General features: G+C 71.4%; 17 protein-coding genes. 9 read left to right on the top strand and 8 right to left on the bottom strand.

The annotated features are described in order from the left end of the window. Positions 1 to 82 precede the first annotated feature (82 nt). Positions 83 to 1480 carry a type VII secretion integral membrane protein EccD gene (eccD, locus tag VAB18032_RS27935; RefSeq protein ID WP_013736296.1) on the top strand — a complete coding sequence of 466 codons (1398 nt, stop codon included), beginning with the start codon at positions 83 to 85 and terminating at the stop codon, positions 1478 to 1480. Positions 1481 to 1507: 27 nt separating this feature from the next. Here the strand turns inward: eccD and VAB18032_RS27930 are convergent, their stop codons facing one another. Beyond that, positions 1508 to 2014: an inorganic diphosphatase gene (locus VAB18032_RS27930; RefSeq protein WP_013736295.1), complete on the bottom strand. Its 507-nt coding sequence runs from the start codon at positions 2012 to 2014 to the stop codon at positions 1508 to 1510. Between the two features lie 413 nt (positions 2015 to 2427). On the opposite strand from VAB18032_RS27930, the gene dacB reads away from it, so the two are divergent. Genes dacB through tilS form a run of 3 tightly spaced genes read left to right on the top strand, consistent with a single transcriptional unit; the run spans position 2428 to position 6045 of the window. Beyond that, a complete protein-coding gene (gene dacB / locus VAB18032_RS27925; RefSeq protein ID WP_043722187.1) occupies positions 2428 to 3921 on the top strand; it encodes a D-alanyl-D-alanine carboxypeptidase/D-alanyl-D-alanine endopeptidase in 1494 nt (497 codons plus the stop codon). A 56-nt stretch (positions 3922 to 3977) separates the two neighbouring features. Next, a complete protein-coding gene (locus VAB18032_RS27920; protein WP_013736293.1) occupies positions 3978 to 5045 on the top strand; it encodes a zinc-dependent metalloprotease in 1068 nt (355 codons plus the stop codon). 10 nt (positions 5046 to 5055) lie between these two features. After that, the gene (gene tilS, locus VAB18032_RS27915) at positions 5056 to 6045 is read left to right on the top strand and encodes a tRNA lysidine(34) synthetase TilS (RefSeq protein ID WP_013736292.1); all 990 of its coding nucleotides are present in this window, start codon (positions 5056 to 5058) and stop codon (positions 6043 to 6045) included. A 2-nt stretch (positions 6046 to 6047) separates the two neighbouring features. Here the strand turns inward: tilS and VAB18032_RS27910 are convergent, their stop codons facing one another. Then, positions 6048 to 7010, bottom strand: a complete 963-nt coding sequence (locus VAB18032_RS27910) for a GlxA family transcriptional regulator (protein WP_013736291.1) — start codon at positions 7008 to 7010, stop codon at positions 6048 to 6050. Positions 7011 to 7150: 140 nt separating this feature from the next. On the opposite strand from VAB18032_RS27910, the gene VAB18032_RS33260 reads away from it, so the two are divergent. The 4 genes from VAB18032_RS33260 (at position 7151) to folE (ending at position 11007) form a co-directional block, all read left to right on the top strand. Then, positions 7151 to 7285, top strand: coding sequence for a hypothetical protein (locus tag VAB18032_RS33260; protein ID WP_269764264.1), 135 nt, complete (start codon positions 7151 to 7153; stop codon positions 7283 to 7285). A 114-nt stretch (positions 7286 to 7399) separates the two neighbouring features. Beyond that, on the top strand, positions 7400 to 7975 hold the full coding sequence (gene hpt, locus VAB18032_RS27905) for a hypoxanthine phosphoribosyltransferase (protein ID WP_013736289.1): 576 nt from the start codon (positions 7400 to 7402) through the stop codon (positions 7973 to 7975). Positions 7976 to 8293: 318 nt separating this feature from the next. After that, positions 8294 to 10309 carry an ATP-dependent zinc metalloprotease FtsH gene (gene ftsH / locus VAB18032_RS27900; RefSeq protein ID WP_013736288.1) on the top strand — a complete coding sequence of 672 codons (2016 nt, stop codon included), beginning with the start codon at positions 8294 to 8296 and terminating at the stop codon, positions 10307 to 10309. A gap of 38 nt (positions 10310 to 10347) precedes the next feature. Continuing rightward, on the top strand, positions 10348 to 11007 hold the full coding sequence (gene folE / locus VAB18032_RS27895) for a GTP cyclohydrolase I FolE (protein WP_043722182.1): 660 nt from the start codon (positions 10348 to 10350) through the stop codon (positions 11005 to 11007). Between the two features lie 69 nt (positions 11008 to 11076). On the opposite strand, the gene VAB18032_RS27890 is transcribed toward folE, so the two are convergent. Both VAB18032_RS27890 and VAB18032_RS27885 read right to left on the bottom strand, forming a co-directional pair. After that, positions 11077 to 11793, bottom strand: coding sequence for a hypothetical protein (locus VAB18032_RS27890; protein ID WP_013736286.1), 717 nt, complete (start codon positions 11791 to 11793; stop codon positions 11077 to 11079). Further along, a complete protein-coding gene (locus VAB18032_RS27885; RefSeq protein ID WP_013736285.1) occupies positions 11790 to 14345 on the bottom strand; it encodes an FtsK/SpoIIIE domain-containing protein in 2556 nt (851 codons plus the stop codon). The genes VAB18032_RS27890 and VAB18032_RS27885 overlap by 4 nt, the downstream gene beginning before the upstream one ends. Before the next feature lie 191 nt (positions 14346 to 14536). On the opposite strand from VAB18032_RS27885, the gene VAB18032_RS27880 reads away from it, so the two are divergent. Next, positions 14537 to 15103, top strand: coding sequence for a hypothetical protein (locus VAB18032_RS27880; protein ID WP_415878009.1), 567 nt, complete (start codon positions 14537 to 14539; stop codon positions 15101 to 15103). A gap of 15 nt (positions 15104 to 15118) precedes the next feature. On the opposite strand, the gene VAB18032_RS27875 is transcribed toward VAB18032_RS27880, so the two are convergent. From VAB18032_RS27875 to VAB18032_RS27860, 4 genes are read right to left on the bottom strand one after another with little or no spacing between them, the layout of a single operon-like run. After that, positions 15119 to 15718: a hypothetical protein gene (locus VAB18032_RS27875; protein ID WP_013736283.1), complete on the bottom strand. Its 600-nt coding sequence runs from the start codon at positions 15716 to 15718 to the stop codon at positions 15119 to 15121. Between the two features lie 12 nt (positions 15719 to 15730). Then, the gene (locus VAB18032_RS27870; RefSeq protein ID WP_043722175.1) at positions 15731 to 16900 is read right to left on the bottom strand and encodes a M23 family metallopeptidase; all 1170 of its coding nucleotides are present in this window, start codon (positions 16898 to 16900) and stop codon (positions 15731 to 15733) included. Further along, a complete protein-coding gene (locus VAB18032_RS27865) occupies positions 16897 to 17454 on the bottom strand; it encodes a hypothetical protein (RefSeq protein WP_013736281.1) in 558 nt (185 codons plus the stop codon). The genes VAB18032_RS27870 and VAB18032_RS27865 overlap by 4 nt, the downstream gene beginning before the upstream one ends. Further along, positions 17451 to 19391: a hypothetical protein gene (locus VAB18032_RS27860; RefSeq protein WP_013736280.1), complete on the bottom strand. Its 1941-nt coding sequence runs from the start codon at positions 19389 to 19391 to the stop codon at positions 17451 to 17453. Before VAB18032_RS27860 ends, VAB18032_RS27865 begins: the two co-directional genes overlap by 4 nt. Position 19392: the final 1 nt, after the last annotated feature.

The raw sequence follows: 19392 nt of genomic DNA, 5'->3' as shown, positions 1-19392 counted from the left end.
TCGGTAACCCGAAGCTGGCTCATCGTAGGTAAAGTGCTCCCGTTCGCGCAGCCGTCGCCCCACTGAGCATGGAGGCCGGTCGATGACAGTCGGGCTGACCCGGATCACCGTCAGCACGCCTCAGCGGCGGGTCGACGTGGCCCTGCCGGCACATGTGCCGCTCGCCGAGCTGCTGCCCGAGGTGCTGCGGCACGCGGGCGTTGGGCTGGCGGACGACGGGGAACGCCACGGCGGCTGGCTGCTGCGACGGGCCGACGGCACCGCGCTGACGGCCGGGCAGGCGCTGCTCGCCCAGGGCGTCCGCGACGGGGAGATGCTGCACCTGGTGCCGGCCAGCGTGCAGTGGCCCGAACTGGACTACGACGACGTGGTCGAGGCGATCGCCGACGGTGCCCGTCGTCGCGGTGGTGCCTGGTCGCCCCGAGCCACCCGGGCCGCCGCACTGGGCGGGGCGGCGGTCCCGCTCGCCGTCGGCCTGATCGCCCTGCTGGCCGGCGGTCCGGAGCATCCGGTCGGCTGGTTCGCGGCGGCCCTGATGGCGACACTGCTCGTGTTGGCGGGCACGGTGCTGTCCCGGGCGCAGGGAGACGGCCCGGCCGGGGCCACCCTCGGCGGGTACGCGCTGCCGTATGCGGCAGCCGCCGGTGCGCTCGCCGTCGGCTCGGGTGACCCGGTCGGTCCGTTCGGCCCGCTGCGTTGGATCGGCGCGGCGGAACTGCTGGCCGCCTCGGTGGCGCTGCTGCTGGCCTCGGTGCTCGGGCTGTTCGGGGTGGCCACCCGGTTACGGATCTTCGTGGCCGGCGTGGTGGTCGGCGCGGTCGGTGCCGCGGCCGCCGTCGGCGGCCTGTGGCTTCACCCGGCCGGCACCGCTGCCGTGCTGCTCTGCGTACTGGCCTTCGGGATCGGGGCCGTCCCGCTGCTGGCCATCCGGTTGGGCAAGGTTCCGTTGCCGCCGATCACCCTGCCCACCGGCTCGCCGGACGACGCGGACCGGATCCGGGATCTCCCCGACCGCAGCCGGGTGTACGCGGCTGTGGCCCGCACCGAGGAGATGCTCACCGGGATGCTGATCGGGCACGGCCTGCTGGCGGTGGGCGCCGCGCTGGTGCTCAGCGGCTCGGACACGGCGAGCCGGTTGCTCGTCGCGGTGACCTCGGCGGTGCTGCTGCTGCGAGCCCGGCTGTTCGTGGCGGTACGCCACCGGATGCCACCCGTGCTCGCCGGGCTGGCCGGGTACCTGCTCCTCGGCGCGAGCCTCGCCGCTGCGGCGGGGGAGCGGGGTCAGCTGCTCCTGGCGGCCGGTGGGCTGCTGGTCGCCCTGCTGATCGTGGCCGGTGGCACCACGTACGCCCGGCGGCCGGTCTCGCCGTACCTCGGTCGCCTCGCCGACCTCACCGACACCGCGCTGGTGGTCTCCGTGGTGCCGATCGCCTGCGCCGTGCTCGGCCTCTACGAACGAGCCCGGGGCCTGCTCGGCTGAGCAGGCCCCGGGCTGTCGAAACGTCCGTCAGTGCGTGGATTCGCCGCGCTCGGCAGCCTCCCGGGCCCGCCGGTACGACGCCTGGATCTCGGCCTCGGCCTCGGTACGCCCCACCCAGGTCGCGCCCTCGACCGACTTGCCCGGCTCCAGGTCCTTGTACACCTCGAAGAAGTGCTGGATCTCCAGCCGGTCGAACTCGCCCAGGTGGTGGATGTCGCGCAGGTGCTCCTGCCGCGGGTCCTCGTACGGCACGCAGAGGACCTTGTCGTCGCCACCCTTTTCGTCAGTCATCCGGAACATGCCGATGGTGCGGCAGCGGATCAGGCAGCCCGGGAAGGTCGGTTCGGGGACCAGCACGAGCGCGTCCAGCGGGTCGCCGTCCTCGCCCAGGGTGCCCTCGATGAAGCCGTAGTCGGCCGGGTACTGCGTGGAGGTGAAGAGGGTGCGGTCCAGCCTGATCCGGCCGGTCACGTGGTCCACCTCGTACTTGTTGCGGTGACCTTTCGGGATCTCAACCGTGACGTCGAAATCCATCTGCACGCTCCTCATTCGCCCACGCTGGCTTGACGGAACCGGCGGCCGCACCCCCGGACAGGCGAATACCCGCCCGCATACTCCGGCCGCCGCATAGTCTTCGGACCGAAGTAGTGTCACCCAGGCCGGTTCCGGGTGGGGAGGAGGGGGTCGTGGGGAGGGAAGATTCACACTATCGACCCGACGACGCAGGTGACGGCGTTTCCCGCCAACCGCCCCCGAAACCGGCAGCCGGGCGGGTACCGGTGCCCGAGGCCCAGGTCCTCCGGCCGCAACCGGCCGTGCCGACCGGTCCCCCCGCCGGCGAATCTCCGCAGGATGCGGAACGGACCCAGCCGCTGACGGTCGGCGTCGGCGCGGGCACGACCAGAGCTTCCAGCCCACCGCCGCCGGCTGTCGGCAGCGGACCGGGCGTGCCGTCCGGCGTACCTCCGGAGCAGCCCCGACCGACGTCGCGCCGCCGGCTGCCGGTGCTGCTCGCCGCGGTGCTGGTCCTGGTGCTGGCCGTGGTGGGCCTGGTCGTGGTGCGTCCCGGGCCGGTCGAACGCTGGCTGGCCGACGGCCCCGCCGCCCCGAGCGCCGAGCCGCCGGAGCCGTCGCCGGTGGCGGTGCTGGCCGGCACCGACATCGGCGCGCCGATGCCCGCCACCGACGGGCTGCGTGCCGTACTCGATCCGCTGATCGCCGACACCGCGCTTGGCGGTCGGGTCCACGTGTCGGTGACCGACGCGCTGACCGGCCAGCAGTTGTTCGAGCGGGGCGGCGGTACGGGCACCGTGCCGGCGTCGGTGACGAAGCTGCTGACCGCGGTGACCGTGCTCACCGCTCGCGGCCCGGGATACCGGATTCCGACCACAGCCGTGGCCGGCGCGCAACCGGGCGAGGTGGTGCTTGTCGGTGGCGGCGATCCCACCCTGGCGGCGGGCCCCAAGGGCTTCTACCCCGGTGCCGCCAGCCTGGAAGACCTCGCCGAGCAGGTGCGTACCGCGCTGGGCGGGACCGCGCCGACCCGGGTCGTCGTCGACTCCTCGCTCTACTCGGGGCCGCGGTTGGAGCCGGGCTGGGACGACGACATCCCCACCGGTGGATACGGCGCGCAGATGACCGCGTTGATGCTCGACGGTGCCCGCAAGGATCCGAAGGCCGGCCAGGGCTGGGCCGAGCGGGTCAACCAGCCCGACCTCACCGCCGGGCGGGCGTTCGCCCGACTGCTCGGCGTACCGGAGAGCGAGGTACGCAGCGGCACCGCCCCGGCAGGCTCGACGGAAACGACGGAAGCGACGGATGCCCCCGGGGTGACCGGTGCGCCGGTCGGCGCCACCGGCCCGGGCGCGCAACTCGGCGTGGTGCAGTCGCCGCCACTGATCCGGCTGGTCGACATCATGATCAGCGACAGCGACAACATCATCGGTGAGGCGCTGGCCCGTCAGGTCGCGTTGGCGCGTGGCCGTCCGGCCTCGTTCACCGGTGCCGCCTCGGCGATGACCGAGGTGCTGTCCGAGCTGGGCCTGCCGACCGAGGGCCTGGCCCTCGCCGACGGCAGCGGCCTGTCCCGGCGGAACCTGATCAGTCCCACGTTGCTGACCGAGACGTTGGCCCTCGCGGCCAGCCCGGACCGCCCCGAACTGGGCGGCATCTTCGGTGGGCTTCCGGTCGGCGGCTGGTCGGGCACGTTGCGCGACCGGTACGGCTCGGTGCCCGGCACCGCCGCCGGGGCCGGGACGGTCCGCGCCAAGACCGGCACACTGACCGGGGTGCACGCCATCGCGGGAGTGGTGACGACGGCTGAAGGCCGGCCACTCACCTTCGCCGTGCTCACCGATCGCGTCCCGGCCGACGGGATGGAACCGGCTCGCGGGGCCCTCGACCGGATCGCCGCCGCCCTGGCCACCTGCGGCTGCCGCTGACCCGTACCGCCGTCGATGGCGTGGACGGGTGTGCCGGCGCGGGTACGGTGGGTGGCATGGCGCAGTTCGTGGACTGGGATCTGGCCGTCGCGACCGCGGGGGCTCTGGGCAAGACCGGCCCTCGGGTGTCGTACGACGAGGCCACCGAGGTGGTCGCCGAGCTGCGCCGGTTGACCGACGAGGCGGCCGGGCACGTGGCCGACTACACCGGGCTCACCTCGCAGGTGGCCCATCCGCCGGTGCGGGTGGTCGACCGGCGGGACTGGGCCGCCACAAACGTCGCCGGCCTGCGCGAGGTGATCACACCGCTGGTCGGTCGGCTGGCCTCGGACAAGCAGCCCGGCGTGCTGACCGAGGCGGTCGGCTCCCGGGTCACCGGGGTGCAGGCGGGCACCGTGCTGGCGTACCTCTCCGGCCGGGTGCTCGGCCAGTACGAGGTCTTCTCGGCCGACCCGGGCCAGTTGCTGCTGGTCGCGCCGAACATCGTCGAGGTGGAGCGCAAGCTTCAGGCCGACCCCCGCGACTTCCGGCTCTGGGTCTGCCTGCACGAGGTGACCCACCGCACGCAGTTCACCGCGGTGCCGTGGATGCGGGGATATTTCCTCGGCGAGGTGCAGGCGTTCGTGGATGCCGCGCAGGGCAGCGAGCATCTGCTCGACCGGCTGCGCCGGGGCGTGGGCACCCTGGCTGACGTGGTGCGCAACCCGCAGGGCCGCTCCAGCGTGCTGGACATCGTGCAGACCCCCGGGCAGCGGGCGGTGCTGGACCGGCTGACCGCGCTGATGACCCTGCTGGAGGGGCACGCCGAGTTCGTGATGGACGGTGTCGGCCCGCAGGTGATCCCGAGCGTCGAGCGCATCCGAGCCGGTTTCAACCGCCGCCGGGAGGCCGGCAACCCGGTGGAGAAGACCGTCCGCCGGTTGATCGGCATGGACGTCAAGATGCGGCAGTACGCCGAGGGTCGCAAGTTCGTGCACGCGGTGGTCGAGCGGGTCGGCATGGCCGGTTTCAACCGGATCTTCGAATCGCCACTGACCCTGCCCCGGCTGAGCGAGTTGAGCGAACCCGACGCCTGGGTGGCCCGGGTGCACGGCCCGGTCGGGCCGAAGCCGCCCGCCGACTGAGCCGGCGACGATGGCCGCGATCTCCCCGTCCGTCGCTGCGATCCGGGTCGCGGTTCGTCGGGTGCTGGCCGAACTGCCGGCCGACGGGCCGGTGCTGGTCGCCTGCTCCGGGGGCGCCGACTCGCTCGCACTGGCCGCCGCCGCAGCGTTCGTCGCGCCCCGATCGGGTCGGGTGGCCGGTCTGGTGACCGTCGATCACGGGTTGCAGACCGGGTCGGCCGAGCGGGCCGAGGCGGTGGCTCGCTGGGCGGAACAAGCCGGTCTGTCGCCGGTGGAGGTGGTCCGGGTCGAGGTGGCCGGCCGACCCGGTGGCCCCGAGGCGGCGGCTCGCGAGGCCCGCTACCAGGCGTTGGTCGAGGCGGCCGGGCGGCATCGCGCCGCTGCCCTGCTCACCGGGCACACCCGAGACGACCAGGCCGAGACGGTGCTGCTCGCGCTGGCCCGGGGTGCCGGCCCGCGCGGGCTGGCCGGGATGCCGGTACGCCGGGATCTGGGCGGGGTGCCACTGGTCCGGCCACTGCTGGAGATCAGCCGCGAGCAGACCCGGGCGGCGTGCGCGGCGCTGCGCCTGACGCCGTGGCAGGACCCGCACAACCTCGACCCCGCGTACGCCCGATCCCGGGTCCGGGCCCAGTTGGTGCCGGCGCTGGTCGAGACACTCGGCCCCGGTGTCGTCGACAACCTCGCCCGGACCGCCCGACTGGTGGCGGCCGACAACGCCGTGCTGGACGAACTGGCCGGGGGTGCGCTGCTCGCGGCGCGGCACCCCGACGGCGGGCTGGCGACCAAGACCCTGGCCGATCTGGCCGGCGCGGTACGCGGCCGGGTGCTGCGCGCCTGGGCTCACGAACTGGGCTCACCGCCGGCCGCGCTGTCCCACCGGCACATCGCCGCGCTCGACGCGCTGGTCACCGCCTGGCGGGGCCAGGGGGCGGCGTACCTGCCGGGCGGACTACGGGTGGTGCGCCAGGCCGACCGTCTGCTGCCCGCACCCGACTGAGGTCAGTCGGCGGGAACGCGGTCGCGGAAGGTGACCCGGTAGGCGTTCGGGGTGGCACCGACCCGGCGGGTGAAGTGGTGACGCAGCGCGGCGGCGTTACCGAATCCGGTCCGGTCGGCCACCTCGTCCACGGTCAGCCCGGTCTCCTCCAGCAGGCGGCGGGCCAGCAGGACCCGCTGGTTGGTCACCCAGTCGTGCGGGGTGGTGCCCGTCTCGGCGCGGAACCGGCGGGCGAAGGTGCGCGGTGCCATGCCGACCCGGGCCGCCAGTTCGTCGACGGTCACCTGCCGGTCCAGCCGCTGAATCAGCCACTCCAGCAGCGGCTCCAGGGTGGGGGCCTGCGGCACCTTCGCGATTGGCGCCTCGACGTACTGGGACTGCCCGCCGTCGCGGTGCGGGGGTACCACCATCCGCCGGGCCAGCCGGGTTGCGGTGGCCGAGCCGTGCTCCTGGCGTACCAGATGCAGGCAGGCGTCGATGCCCGCCGCCGTGCCCGCGCTGGTCAGCAGCCGGCCGTCCTGGACGTAGAGCGAGTTGCAGCGGACCCGCGCCTCGGGGTGTCGGCGCTGCAGCTCGTCGACGTGCCGCCAGTGGGTCGTGCACTCCCGGCCGTCGAGCAGCCCCGCCTCGCCCAGCAGGTACGCCCCGCTGCAGACGCTGAACAGGTACGCCCCACGGTCGGCGGCTCGGCGCAGCGCCGCATGCACCTCGGGGTGCGCGGCGGTGTCGCCGTGGTGGGCGGGAACCGCCACCAGGTCCGCCTGCTCGATCGGGCCGAGGTCGGCGTTGGGCACCAGCTGAAAACCGGCGGAGGTACGGACGGTCGCGCCCTGCGGACTGCACACGTCGAAGCGGTAGCCGGGCAGGCCGTCGGCGGTGCGGTCGGTGCCGAAGACCTCGGCCAGTACGCCGAGCTCGAACGGGGCGACGCCATCCAGCACCAGTACGGCCACCGAGTTGAGCATGTGACGAGGGTAACCGCAGCAGTGGCGGAAAATCGAGGCTCAGTGGCATTCCTGCCACTGTTCGAGACGGAGGCGCGAAGCGCAGACTCATATCAGTCGGTGCGCACCGGCGGCGACAAAACACCAGAAACCCTGTGAAAGTGAGCGCCGCCATGGAGTTCCTATTCGTGCTGTTCCTCCTCGTCGTCCTCACCTCCGCCTCGGCCGCCGGCCTGACCGCCGACAGCAGGGACTCGGCCGACTGGAAGCCCTCCGACGGTGGCCGCCGGTGGTGATCCGGTCCCCGCTGAGATGATTGGTCGGCTTCGTCGGAAAACCTGGCCGGGGCCGCCCCACGAAAGGGGCGGCCCCGCCGACGGCCCACCCAGGGCGTACGGCAGGCTAGTGGCATGGCTGACGGCTCCTGGTACGACGCCGACATCGACCACGTGATCATTTCCGAGGCGCAGATTCGCGAGAAGACCGCGGAACTGGCCAAGCAGGTCTCCGCGGACTACGCCCACGTCACCGACGGGCTGCTGCTCGTCTGTGTGCTCAAGGGGGCGGTCATGTTCATGGCCGACTTCGCCCGGGCCCTGGGCCGCCAGGGTCCGCCTGCGGAGCTGGACTTCATGGCCATCTCCTCGTACGGGCAGGGCACCACCTCCTCCGGCGTGGTGCGCATCCTCAAGGACCTGGACCGGGACATCGCCGGCCGGCACGTCGTCGTGGTGGAGGACATCGTCGACTCCGGGCTGACCCTCTCCTGGTTGCTGCGCTACCTGGAATCCCGGTCAGCGGCGAGCGTCGAGGTGGTCGCCCTGTTCCGCAAGCCGGACGCGGTAAAGGTGACGGTGCCGGTCAAGTACGTCGGCTTCGACATCCCGACCGAGTTCGTCGTCGGGTACGGCCTCGACTTCGGCGAGCGGTACCGCGAGTTGCCGTACGTCGGCGTCCTCAAGCCCGAGGTGTACGCCCGCAGCTGACCCCGCACCGGCCGAATCGACCCGTCTGACATACAGCGGGCTTTCAGGTGATTTGGCTACCGTGGAGCACGGTGGTGGGGACTCCGCTCCCCACCATGCCGGTCGACTCCCGGTTCGCCGTGCGCGTAAGTGCTGGGCTCGCCAGCTCACATCCGTCTCGCACGGTGTACCGTCGAATGACCGTGGCGCGGCAATTTCGCGCCCCGGGGTCGAGGCCGGCCCGCATGGCGGCTACGGCAGCCGCCCCGGCGGCGACACCCAACAGTCGGTCAGGACGTCGATCAGGAGGATGCGGGCGTCTCGGCGCTCGACAAAAGCATGGAACGTACGCGTTTCTTCCGCCGACCGGTGTTCTGGGTCATCCTGGTCATCCTCGGCGCCGTTGTGCTCAGTCAGTTGTTCACCTCTGGTCCCAGCTACCACCGGGTGGACACCTCAGTCGCGCTCGACCAGCTCAACAAGGGCGGCATCGAGAAGGTCGTGTTCCAGGACAAGGAACAGACGATCCAACTCGAGCTCGCCCAGGAGGCCGAGTTCGGCAAGACCACCACCAAGCTGATCGAGGCCCAGTTCCCGTACGAGGTCGGCAACGAGGTCTGGAACCAGGTCCTCGACGCCAAGGCCAACAACCGGGTCACCGGGCCGGCCGACACCGAGGTGTCGTCCGACAGCATCTGGGTCAGCCTGCTTGTCAACCTGCTGCCCATCGTGCTGCTCGTGCTGCTGCTGCTGTTCTTCATGTCGCAGATGCAGGGCGGCGGCTCCCGGGTGCTCAACTTCGGCAAGTCCAAGGCAAAGATGATCACCAAGGACACGCCGAAGACCACCTTCGCCGACGTGGCCGGGGCCGAGGAAGCCGTCGAGGAACTGCACGAGATCAAGGACTTCCTGCAGAATCCGGGCAAGTACCAGGCGCTCGGCGCGAAGATCCCGAAGGGCGTATTGCTGTTCGGCCCGCCCGGTACCGGTAAGACGCTGCTCGCCCGGGCGGTCGCCGGTGAGGCCGGGGTGCCGTTCTACTCGATCTCCGGTTCCGACTTCGTGGAGATGTTCGTCGGTGTCGGTGCCAGCCGGGTCCGCGACCTGTTCGAGCAGGCCAAGGCGAACGCCCCGGCGATCGTGTTCGTCGACGAGATCGACGCCGTCGGTCGGCACCGTGGTGCCGGCATGGGCGGCGGTCACGACGAGCGCGAGCAGACCCTCAACCAACTGCTCGTCGAGATGGACGGCTTCGACGTCAAGGGCGGGGTCATCCTGATCGCCGCCACCAACCGGCCGGACATCCTCGACCCCGCGCTGCTGCGCCCGGGCCGGTTCGACCGGCAGATCCCGGTCGACGCCCCCGACATGGAGGGCCGCAAGGCCATCCTGCGGGTGCACGCCAAGGGCAAGCCGTTCACGCCGGACGTCGACCTCGACTCGGTCGCCAAGCGGACGCCGGGCTTCAGCGGCGCCGACCTGGCCAACGTGATCAACGAGGCGGCCCTGCTGACGGCGCGGAAGGACCAGCGGGCGATCAGCAACGAGTCGCTCGAGGAGTCGATCGACCGGGTCATCGCCGGCCCGCAGCGTCGTACCCGGGTGATGAGCGACCAGGAGAAGAAGATCACCGCGTACCACGAGGGCGGGCACGCGCTTGTCGCCTGGGCGCTGCCGCACGCCGCGCCGGTGCACAAGGTGACGATCCTGTCGCGTGGTCGCTCCCTGGGCCACACCCTGGTGCTGCCCACCGAGGACAAGTACACCCAGACCCGCGCCGAAATGATCGACACCCTGGCGTACGCGCTGGGCGGGCGGGCCGCCGAGGAACTCGTCTTCCACGAGCCCACCACGGGTGCCGGCAACGACATCGAGAAGGCCACCGCACTGGCCCGGGCGATGATCACCCAGTACGGCATGAGCTCCAAGCTCGGTGCGATCAAGTACGGCACCAGCGGCGACGAGCCGTTCCTCGGCCGCAACATGGGCCACGAGCGGGACTACTCCGACGCCGTCGCCGCCGAGATCGACGGCGAGATGCGGGCACTTATCGAACTGGCCCACGACGAGGCCTGGGAGATCCTGGTCGAGTACCGGGACGTGCTGGACAACATCGTCCTCGAACTCATGGAGAAGGAAACCCTCTCCACCGCCGACATGGCCCGGATCTGCGCCCGCGTGGTCAAGCGGCCGCCGATGGCGCCGTACAACGGCTTCGGCAAGCGTCAGCCCTCCACCGAGCCGCCGGTACTCACCCCGGCCGAGAAGGAGGCGCTCAAGGTGCAGGCCGAGGCCGACGGGGCACAGGCCACCGTCGGCAGCCCGAACTCCAACAACTCGGACGGCCCGCACTGAGCACCAACGACCCAGCGGCCAGCCCCCCGCAGCGGGGGCTGGCCGCCTCCTCAACCGAACCCGACGACACCCTCGACTACATCGCCGCACGGCTGGTCAACGGCCGGCTGACCGGCCGACCGGTCGAGGAGATCGTCGACCTCGCCCGCATCGAGAAGGCGGTCCGCGAGATCCTCATCGCGGTCGGCGAGAACCCCGACCGGGACGGGCTCCAGCAGACCCCGGCCCGGGTGGCCCGCGCCTACGCCGAACTCTTCGCCGGCCTGCGGGTCGACCCGGCCACCGTGCTCACCACCACCTTCGAGGCCAACCACGAGGAACTCGTGCTGGTCCGGGACATCGACGTGATGAGCCTCTGCGAGCACCACCTCCTGCCGTTCCGGGGCAGCGCCCACATCGGCTACATCCCCGGCCCGGACGGGCGGATCACCGGCCTGTCCAAGCTGGCCCGACTGGTCGAGGTCTACGCCCGCCGGCCGCAGGTGCAGGAACGGCTCACCTCGCAGATCGCGGACCTGCTGATGGACCGGCTCGCACCGCGCGGGGTGGTGGTCGTACTCGAATGCGAGCACATGTGCATGGCCATGCGCGGCATCCAGAAGTCCGGTGCCAAGACGATCACCTCGGCGGTGCGTGGCACGCTCCAGCGGGACGCCAAGTCCCGTGCCGAGGCGATGGCGCTCATCCATCCCCGCTGACCGGCTTCCTCCGCTGACTGGCGTTCTTCGCTGATCGGCCGTCGCTGCTCTGCGGGCGGTGGCGGCCGGTCAGGTGGCCAGCATGGCCAGGACGATTCCGGCGGTGGCGACCACCGCCGGAATCAGGCAGGCCAGGGCACCGAACCGGGGAGTCCGGTCGACCCGCTCCCCGGGCTGGGACGGAAACAGCCGCCCCACCGCCAGCCACCCCGCCCCGAAGGCGACCGCCGGGCCCGGCAGCCCCACCACCAGGGCCAGGATGGTCACCGGACCGGTGCCGGCGGCCAGGTAGATCGCGATCAGCAGCAGCGGGACCAGCAGCCCCAACGGACCGTAGACCAGCAGGTTGCGCGGGCGAGGCGACAAGTGCGCCACCCGCGACAGGCCACGCGCGGCGAGGATGTCGTCGACCCCGTACGCCCACCGCCGGGCCTCCCGCAACGAGGCGAGCACCGCCGCCGGGCCACCGGACATCGACCGGGTCGCCTCCGACAGTTCCGGCGGGGTCGGCGCCAGCGAGATCGGCGGTACGCCCAGCTCACACAGGCGCGCCTCCTGGGCCGCCAGGCGGGTGCGTACCGTGACCAGTTCCTCCCGGGCCGCTTGGACGGTGCGCGCCTGCTCGCTCGCGGCGGTCGCCGCGTCGCGGCGTACCCCGTCGAGTTGGCGGGCGGCGGCCAGGTAGTCCGCCCACGCCGTCGGCAGCGACTCCTCGGGCGTCGGTGCCGCGGCTGTCCGCTGTCGACCGGGACGCACGGGCGTGGTCCCCGCCTGGCTGATCGTCATGCCTGCTGCCCGCCCTCCGGCACGTCGTACGGCACCAGCACGACCCCCTGCTCATCCGGGCCGTCCCAGAGCACCACCCGATCGGGGCGCGGCCGCCACTCCACCGGCCGGCCGAAGACTGGCGTGAGCTGAGCACCCGGCACACCCGCCACCGCCACGGCGGTCAGCTTGTCGACCGTCTCCTCGGCAGCGATCAGCGCCGCGAACGACGGCACCGTACGCCACCAGCCCAGCAGATGCTGCCCGGCCGGCGGGCCCTCGCGCAGCAACATCCGCAGTCGGGCCGGTGGCAGGTCCTCCGCAGGCGCCACATCCAGCCCGAACACCACCAGGTAGGCCGGCGCTCCGTCGTCCAGCACGGCCACCAACCCGGCCAGGTCGACCGTCTCGACCGGATGCCGTGCGGCCAACTCGGTGGCCAGCGCGTCGGCCACCGGCCGGGCCTCGACATCCGGTACGGCGATCACGAAGCGCGCCGTTCCCGGCGGATGGTGAGCTGCCGTACTGCGGGCGGCCACGGACAGCAGCCGGCTGCCGTCGGGCCGAGGACCCAGCACCGCGAGATTCCGGCCGGCGGCCGGCCCGAACGGCACCGCCGCGGTGGTCCGCGCGACATCCACCGCCCGCCCCAACAGCGCCGCCGGCGCCAACGACCGCCCGGCAAGGGCCGACCGGTAGCGAGGATCATTGCCCAACTGCGGACGGGCGTAGCCGGCGAAGACCACCGGCGGGACGGCACCCTCCGTACGGGCCGACCAGAGCCGGTGCCGTAGCCCCTCCACGACCTCCGGTTCGTCCTGCGGATCAGGGAACCGGATCATCCGCTCGTGTCCGCGAATCGCACCCCGCGGCCCACCCAGACCACCGGCGGTGTTGACGACCGCGCTGCCCGCCGGGAGCCCGGCCGCCGAATCGTTCGTCGGCTCCAGCACCGCTCCGCCTCCGGGCAACGCCACCCGGACCGGGAACTGGCCGAGCAGCGAATCCCGCTGCCCGCCCTCAGTGCGTACGCCCAGGCCCAGATCGGCCTCACCGGCGAGGACCAGGTGCACGCCGTGCAGCCGACCGGTCCTGGTCAAGGTGTCCAGCCGGGCGGCGGCGTCGACGGTCAGCCGGTCCCGTTCGGCGAACAGCAGAGGCAGATTGTCCACCACGCACACGATGCGGGGCAGCCGCTGATGCTGGCGCAACTCCGCGAACCGCTGCCCGCCCGCGCGGGCGGAAGCCTCGGCCCGCCGCTGGACCTCGGCAGTCAACTGGTCGAACAGGTCGAGCAGGTACTCCCGATCGGCGGCCATCGCCGCCGCCCGCACCTGCGGAACCCAGGACCTGTCGCGCTCGGTCTGAAGGAACTCGGCGAACGACTCGCCCTCGCCGAGATCGGCCAGGTACAACGACAACTCGTCCGGGCCGTACCGGGCGGTGAGACCGAGCAGCGCGGTGGTCAAAAACGTCGACCGGCAGGCCCGCGACCGGCCACTGACCAGCCAGTGTGGCGTCAACTCGGTGAAGCCGAGCGACACCGCTCGACCACCGGCGTCACCGACCGTGGTGCTCATCCCCTCGATCGCGTCCGCCTGCCACAACTCGTCCTCAGTCGAGGGCAGCAGGCTCGCCAGGGACAGCCGGGTGCCGGCCTCGACCTGCGCGGCGAGCCGCCGACACACCTCCTCCACCAGCCCCGCCGGTGGGTCCGGCTCGACGAACACCGGCGAGTTCAACCCGCCTTCGGAACCGGCTGCGGCGAAGGCGGCACCCGGCGCGTCGCCCAGCAACGCATACCCGGTGCGCATCGCCAGTGCCGTGGCCCGGGGCAGCGGAGCATGGTCCACAGTCGGCCACCCCGCCACCACCAGGTGCAATCCGGCGGCCGGCCCCTGCTCGGCCAGGGACTCGATCCGGGTCAGCTCATCGTTTCCGGTGCGCTCGGGTAGCCCGGCGAGCACCAGCAGCAGCATCCGGTCATGTCGACGCGGCCCGGTCGAGCCCGGCGTCACCCACCGCTCCGCCTCGTCGAGCAGGGCACGCAGCCCCGCGACATCCCGGGCCGGCGGCGACAGCAGCCCGGCATCACCGAGCGCTCCGAACGGCGCCAGCACGTCACCAGTCGGATCCACCGCCCGTACCAGCAGCGTCCCGGCCGGCGTCGCGGCCACCAGCCGCAGCATCAACCCCCGCAGCATGCCGGCCACCCGGGGGTCCTGCGCGTCGGTGTCCACCGTCAGGTGGCCGGTGCCGAGCAGCGGAACCAGGGCGGGAAAGCGGGCATCGTCCAACGGCGCGGCGGTGCCGACCCGGACGAAGGGCGGCGGAGCTTCCCCGGCACGGGTCGTCGACTCGATACCGTCCAGCGCGTTGCCCGCCCAATCCGGTGCGAGTACGGCGGCAGCGGTACGCAATCGTTCGGCCAGCGCGTACTGGCGGCGCTGGTCCGCCGGGGCTGGGCGGGTGTCGTCAAGACTGGTGGCCGCGGCCGCGACCGTCGCGGCGGCCCGACGGTGCAACGCGGCGGCACGCAGGGCCCGTACCTTCGGACCGCCCACCGCGTTCACCTCCTCCCGCCCGAGGTCGGCACCCACCCGGCCGAGCAGAGACGACGGTATCCCAGCGACCGCCGGACCTCTGGGACGTGTGCCGGTACTGCGTCGGTGTTGTCGTGAATCTCACCGGTCGGCAGGGGTCCGTCACGATCTGCTGAATCTGGGGCATTGGGTCCACAGCCTCCAGCCGATAGCCTCAGGGGGTGGAATCAGTGCCGCCCCCCGCCGGTTCCCAGGTCTCCCGCGTACCGGCGCAACGGACCCCGCCAGAGGAACTGGCACCGCCCACCGTCGCGCCAGCACCACAGCGACCACGTCGGCGGGTCCGTACGGCGCTGGCGGTGGTCGCCGGAGTGCTCGCGGCGATGTGTCTGGGCGGTGGCGTCGTCGGCTACCTCGTCTACGACCGCGCCACCACTCCCGACCGCAGCTCTCCGGTAGTGGTGGTGGACAGCTATCTACGGGCGTTCCTCGTGGACCAAAACGATGTTCGCGCGACCCTGTTCGCCTGTGAAGGCAGCGCGGACCTCGATCAACTGCGGTTGCTTCGGAGCGACCTGCAGGCGCGCGAGGAGCGATTCGAGACCACAATGCTAGTTAGTTGGGAAGAGCTTCAGGCGGCTGTCAATGGCAACTCTGCCGAAGTGCGAGTAGACCTGGTTTTTGCAGCTCATGTCGATGGTGTTCGTCAGACGGACCGTCAGTCATGGAGCTTCGGGCTACAACTGAGTGACGATTGGCGCATCTGCTCCGCGGGGCGGAAGGACTAGGCTCTACACCTGTCGCTATTCCAGCCACAGCATATGCACAGGAACCTCCAACGTGGTTGGTGGTTGGCCGCGCCAGGCCCAGCGGTACCACTCCACCTCCGGCGCGACCCGTACGCAGATGTCGCCCTCGGCACCCGAGTAGGTCTCGGTGACCGCGCGCAGGTCGCGCTGCTCAACGCCGCCGACCATGTGAACCACCCGACGACCGACCACCGAGTCCGCCTCGAAGACCGGTGTCGGCGGCCGGTGTGCCGGCGCATCCAGCGAGACGAGCCGCAGGCCCCCGCCATCCACAGTCGGCTTGCTGGGCGCTGAGCCGATCGTCTCGACCCAGACCCGTTCGATGGGCACCAGCGGAGCGAAGACCTCCACCTGGTCGGACTCGGCGCGATACCACTCGTGTTCGGGTATGACGGGCACGTAGGTGCGGCTGTTCTGCACCACCTTCTCGTCGGCCCGCAGGTCACCTCGCCAGCCGAGGCCGGGCAGCCCGACCAGCACCCGTTGTCCGCGCAGGTCCACTCGGCCGGCAGCCGGAACGATCTCCACGGGTCGGGGCGGTTGCGGTGCCCAGTCCGGCTGATCGGCGAACGGGTCCGGTAGTGGCTCGCTCATGACGCAGAAAGGTTACTCCGCGCCCTTGAGCGGAGCACCCTTCGACCGCATGAACGGCACTGGGTCGATGGCGCTGCGGCTGCTGCGGTCGCCATCGGTGTGCACCTCGAAGTGCAGGTGCGGTCCGGACGAGTTGCCACTGCTGCCCACCTCGCCGATCACCTGACCAGCCTCCACGGTCTCGCCGGCAGCGACCCGAGGACGACTCACCATGTGGCAGTAGCGGGTGACGATGCCCTGGGCGTGCAGGACATCGACGAACCAACCGCAGCCACCCTTGTTCGGCCAACCGTCCACGTCGCAGCTGAGCCTGCCTCGCCAGTCCGGGTCGCAGCGGGAGACCAGGACCCGACCGGTGGCCGCGACCCGGATGAGGGTGCCCTTCGGGGCTGCGATGTCGACCCCGTTGTGACCGGGCCGGCTCGCCGTGCGGAAACCGGAACCGACGCCACCCGGAATCGGGGCGGTCCAGCCGGAGGCGGCGATTTCACCCGACGCGGCCGCGTCACACACCTCCTGCCCGGCGATCAGGGCGGTCCGGGCCGCGCCACCGGCCAATGCGTCGACGATCCGGGCGGCGAGTTCCTCGTGCTTGGCGTACGCGTCGGGAAAGGCGCTGATCTGCACGCGTTGGGCGGCCACGGTGAGCGGGAGCTTCTGCCAGTCGGGCAGGTCCACCAGCTTCTCGTAGAACTTCCGAGAGGCGTACTCGGGATTCATTCGTTGCGCGACGGTGCCCCACGACGCGCGTTGCTGGAACAGCCCTACCGAGTCGTGGTCGGCGCCGACGCCCTCGTGCGGGATGTCCTGAGACTCGGCGACCGTGCGGTTGGCCAGGTTGAGCAGCCGGGACTCCTGCATGGCGGTCGCCACCGCGATCACCCAGCCACGGGCCGGCACCTTCATGTCCTGGCCGACCTTGATGATCACTGCGGCGTTGCGGAGTTGGCGTTCCCCGTACTGCGGGATCCGGGGCATCTTGCCGGTCACTTCGACCGTGAAGTCTCCGGTGCACTCCAGGCTCGCCGGCGTGATCTGTTCGGCCGCGTCGCCGCCCAACTCGGTAAGGAAGAATGCACCGGCACCCCCGGTGCAGCACAGGAACGCCAGCGTCGCGGTGAGCGCGGCGGCCAACGCGCCGATCCGCACCGGTCGGCGGCGGGAAGGATTCGCATCGGTCATGACCGCTCCCAGTCCACGGCGTCCACCAGCCACCGCCCCTGCGGCGCTACCAGTTCGAGTCGGAGGCGTCCGCTGTCGAGCGCGATCAGTGCCTCCACGAAGGTCTCGCTCCGCGGCCGGATGGTCACTTCCTCCGTCATCTCACCCGCCGGAACGCCGGCCGGATCGGCACCAGCGAGCTTGTCCATCAGGGTGGCAGTGGAGTGCGGACGGAGACCCTCGTGCCAGTCCTCGGCGGTCAGGCCCGATCCGCCGAGCCAGGCCACCACGAAACGTTTCGCGACCTGTTCCGGTTTCGCCTCGCCAGGGCTGGTCACCGGGGTCGGAGTGGTGGTGGTCGAGATCGCACCGTCGTCGCCCGCGGTCGGATGCACCGTGGTGATCGGCTCGGACGGCCGGTTGCTCAAACCGGTCGTCGGGTCAGCAGGACCGGCGACCAGCCGGGCCGCACCGACCACGCCGAGCACCAGTACGGCAATGCCGAGGGCGACCCCTAGTCGGGAGCGCAGCAGCCGAGTGACCAGGAATTCGATGACCCGCCGCACTGCGGTCACCGAGCCTCGGAGCGGATCCGGGGTGCTGGCTTCTCGGGTGTCCGTTCAGCCGAACCCGGACGGTAGATGGCGAAGGACGGGTTCTCCTCGGGTACATCCGGCTCCGTCCAGGTGGCGGGCTGCCGACGCCTGGGCCGGGGTGCGACCGGCTGCTTCTCGGGACGCGGCTGTTCCTCGCTCTTGCCTCGGTCGTCGCTGGCTCCGCGGCTTTCCGAACGTTCGCCGGCGGGAGGTGCGCCGCTGGGAACCGGGTCCGGGCGCGCCTCCGGCCGCACCTTCGGCTGTTCCACCATCACGGTTCGGCGCCGTCCCATGGCGGGCTCGGTGGTGCCGCCCGGCTCGGCGACATCGAGCCGGGCCGCCGTACGCATGTCGCGGAAGAACCGCCGATGCCACGAGCCGGCCGAGCTGACCGCCTCGCTGCTGTCCTTGCCGCCGAGCTGGGTGATCCGCCGATACGGGCGCAACAGCAGCCAGCCCACCACACCGCACAGCCAGACAAGCACCACCTGGAGCCAGCCGGGCAGGGTGGGCGTGCTCATGATGAGGTCCACCGCGAAGAGGTAGATCGCCGCACCGGTTCCGAAGATGGCGATGTTGAAGAGGGCGGCCACCACCGCGTTGCCCAGCCGGCGCAGACCGGCGCTGGCCGGTCGGAGCAGGCCGATGGTGCCCAGGATCGGTGCGGCGATCACCGCCCACCGGAAGATCAGGAAGCCGAGCAAAACGAGCAGCGAGGCGGTCAGGTCGAACATCGCGAAGAGCAGCGCGGCCAGCACCGCGATGAAACCCGCGCCGACCCGGTCCATGTCCCGCACACCTTGCAGGTACTCGTACGCCTCCGGATCCTCTCGTTCGATCTGCGCCGCCACCGTCATCCACTGCTGCTTCTTTGCGTTGATAGTGGCTTCGCGAAGCTCGGGATTACTTCGAATCCTCTCCGCCTCACCCCACGACAGCGACTTGGCGTCGTAGAGCGCCGCGCCGTACTTGCGGGCGGTCTCGCTGTCGGCCGAGCCGAGCACGCCGCGCAGCCAGTTCCGGTAGAGCATGCCCTCCGTGGCGGTGTCGCTCGCCCTCACCGCAGGGGGGCGCTTGTCGGTGCAGGCATCCGGGTTCGGCATGGCGCAGCGATCGGGCGGCACGTCCTTGGATGCCGGCCCGACGGCGTCATGTACGACGCCGAGGGTGGAGATGAGCGCACCGTCGGCCAGGTTCGCGGACTTGACCGGCCAGGCGGCCAGCGCCGTGACCGCCACCATCACCACGAGCGCCCATCCCGCCGTGGTCATCGCGCTGCTCATGTCGCTCTGGCGTGAGCGCCAGAGCAGGTAGAGGCCGACCACGCAGAGCGTGATGATGCCGAAGACGCTGAACACCTTCTGGTAGATCGCCTTCGTGGCCTGGTCCACAAGCGGATCCGCCCAGCCCCACATCGTCCCCGGATCCCAGGCGCGTTCCCGCAACGCGTTCGAGGCACCGATGATCGCCGTGGCGATCATGAATTCCCCGTTGGCGATGGTGTTGGTGAACTTGTAGTCAGGGTGCAGCAGCGTGGTCGCGCAGCCGGTTTCGATCTTGTAGGTGGTGTAGCTGTAGCCGGCGTATCCGTAGTCGCTGTAGTAGCCCTTGGGGCCGGCGAGCTTGGAGGCTTCGGGCCGGGACGCGAACCAACCGGCGATGCCGGAGTCCGGTGCCGTCGGTGTCGGTGGGTTCAGGCAGGTCGCTTCGCTCTCCGCGACCTGGTGGAGCTTGGCGACGCAGGCGCGGAAGTCGGCTTGCCATTCCTCCGTGGTGCAGAGGTCGGTGGGGGCCTGGTACGCGACCGGAGCGGCGTACGCGGGTGTGGCGGTGAGCCCTGGCCAGCTGATCGTGGCACCGGCGAGTACGCCGATCGCCAGGAGGAGCGCCGTGATCCGTGCCCGGGCCCTCGCCATG

The organism is Micromonospora maris AB-18-032 (assembly GCF_000204155.1).
Classification (GTDB): domain Bacteria; phylum Actinomycetota; class Actinomycetes; order Mycobacteriales; family Micromonosporaceae; genus Micromonospora; species Micromonospora gifhornensis.
Note: the sequence above shows the minus strand (reverse complement) of the source record. Positions and strands in the feature narration are given on the sequence as shown.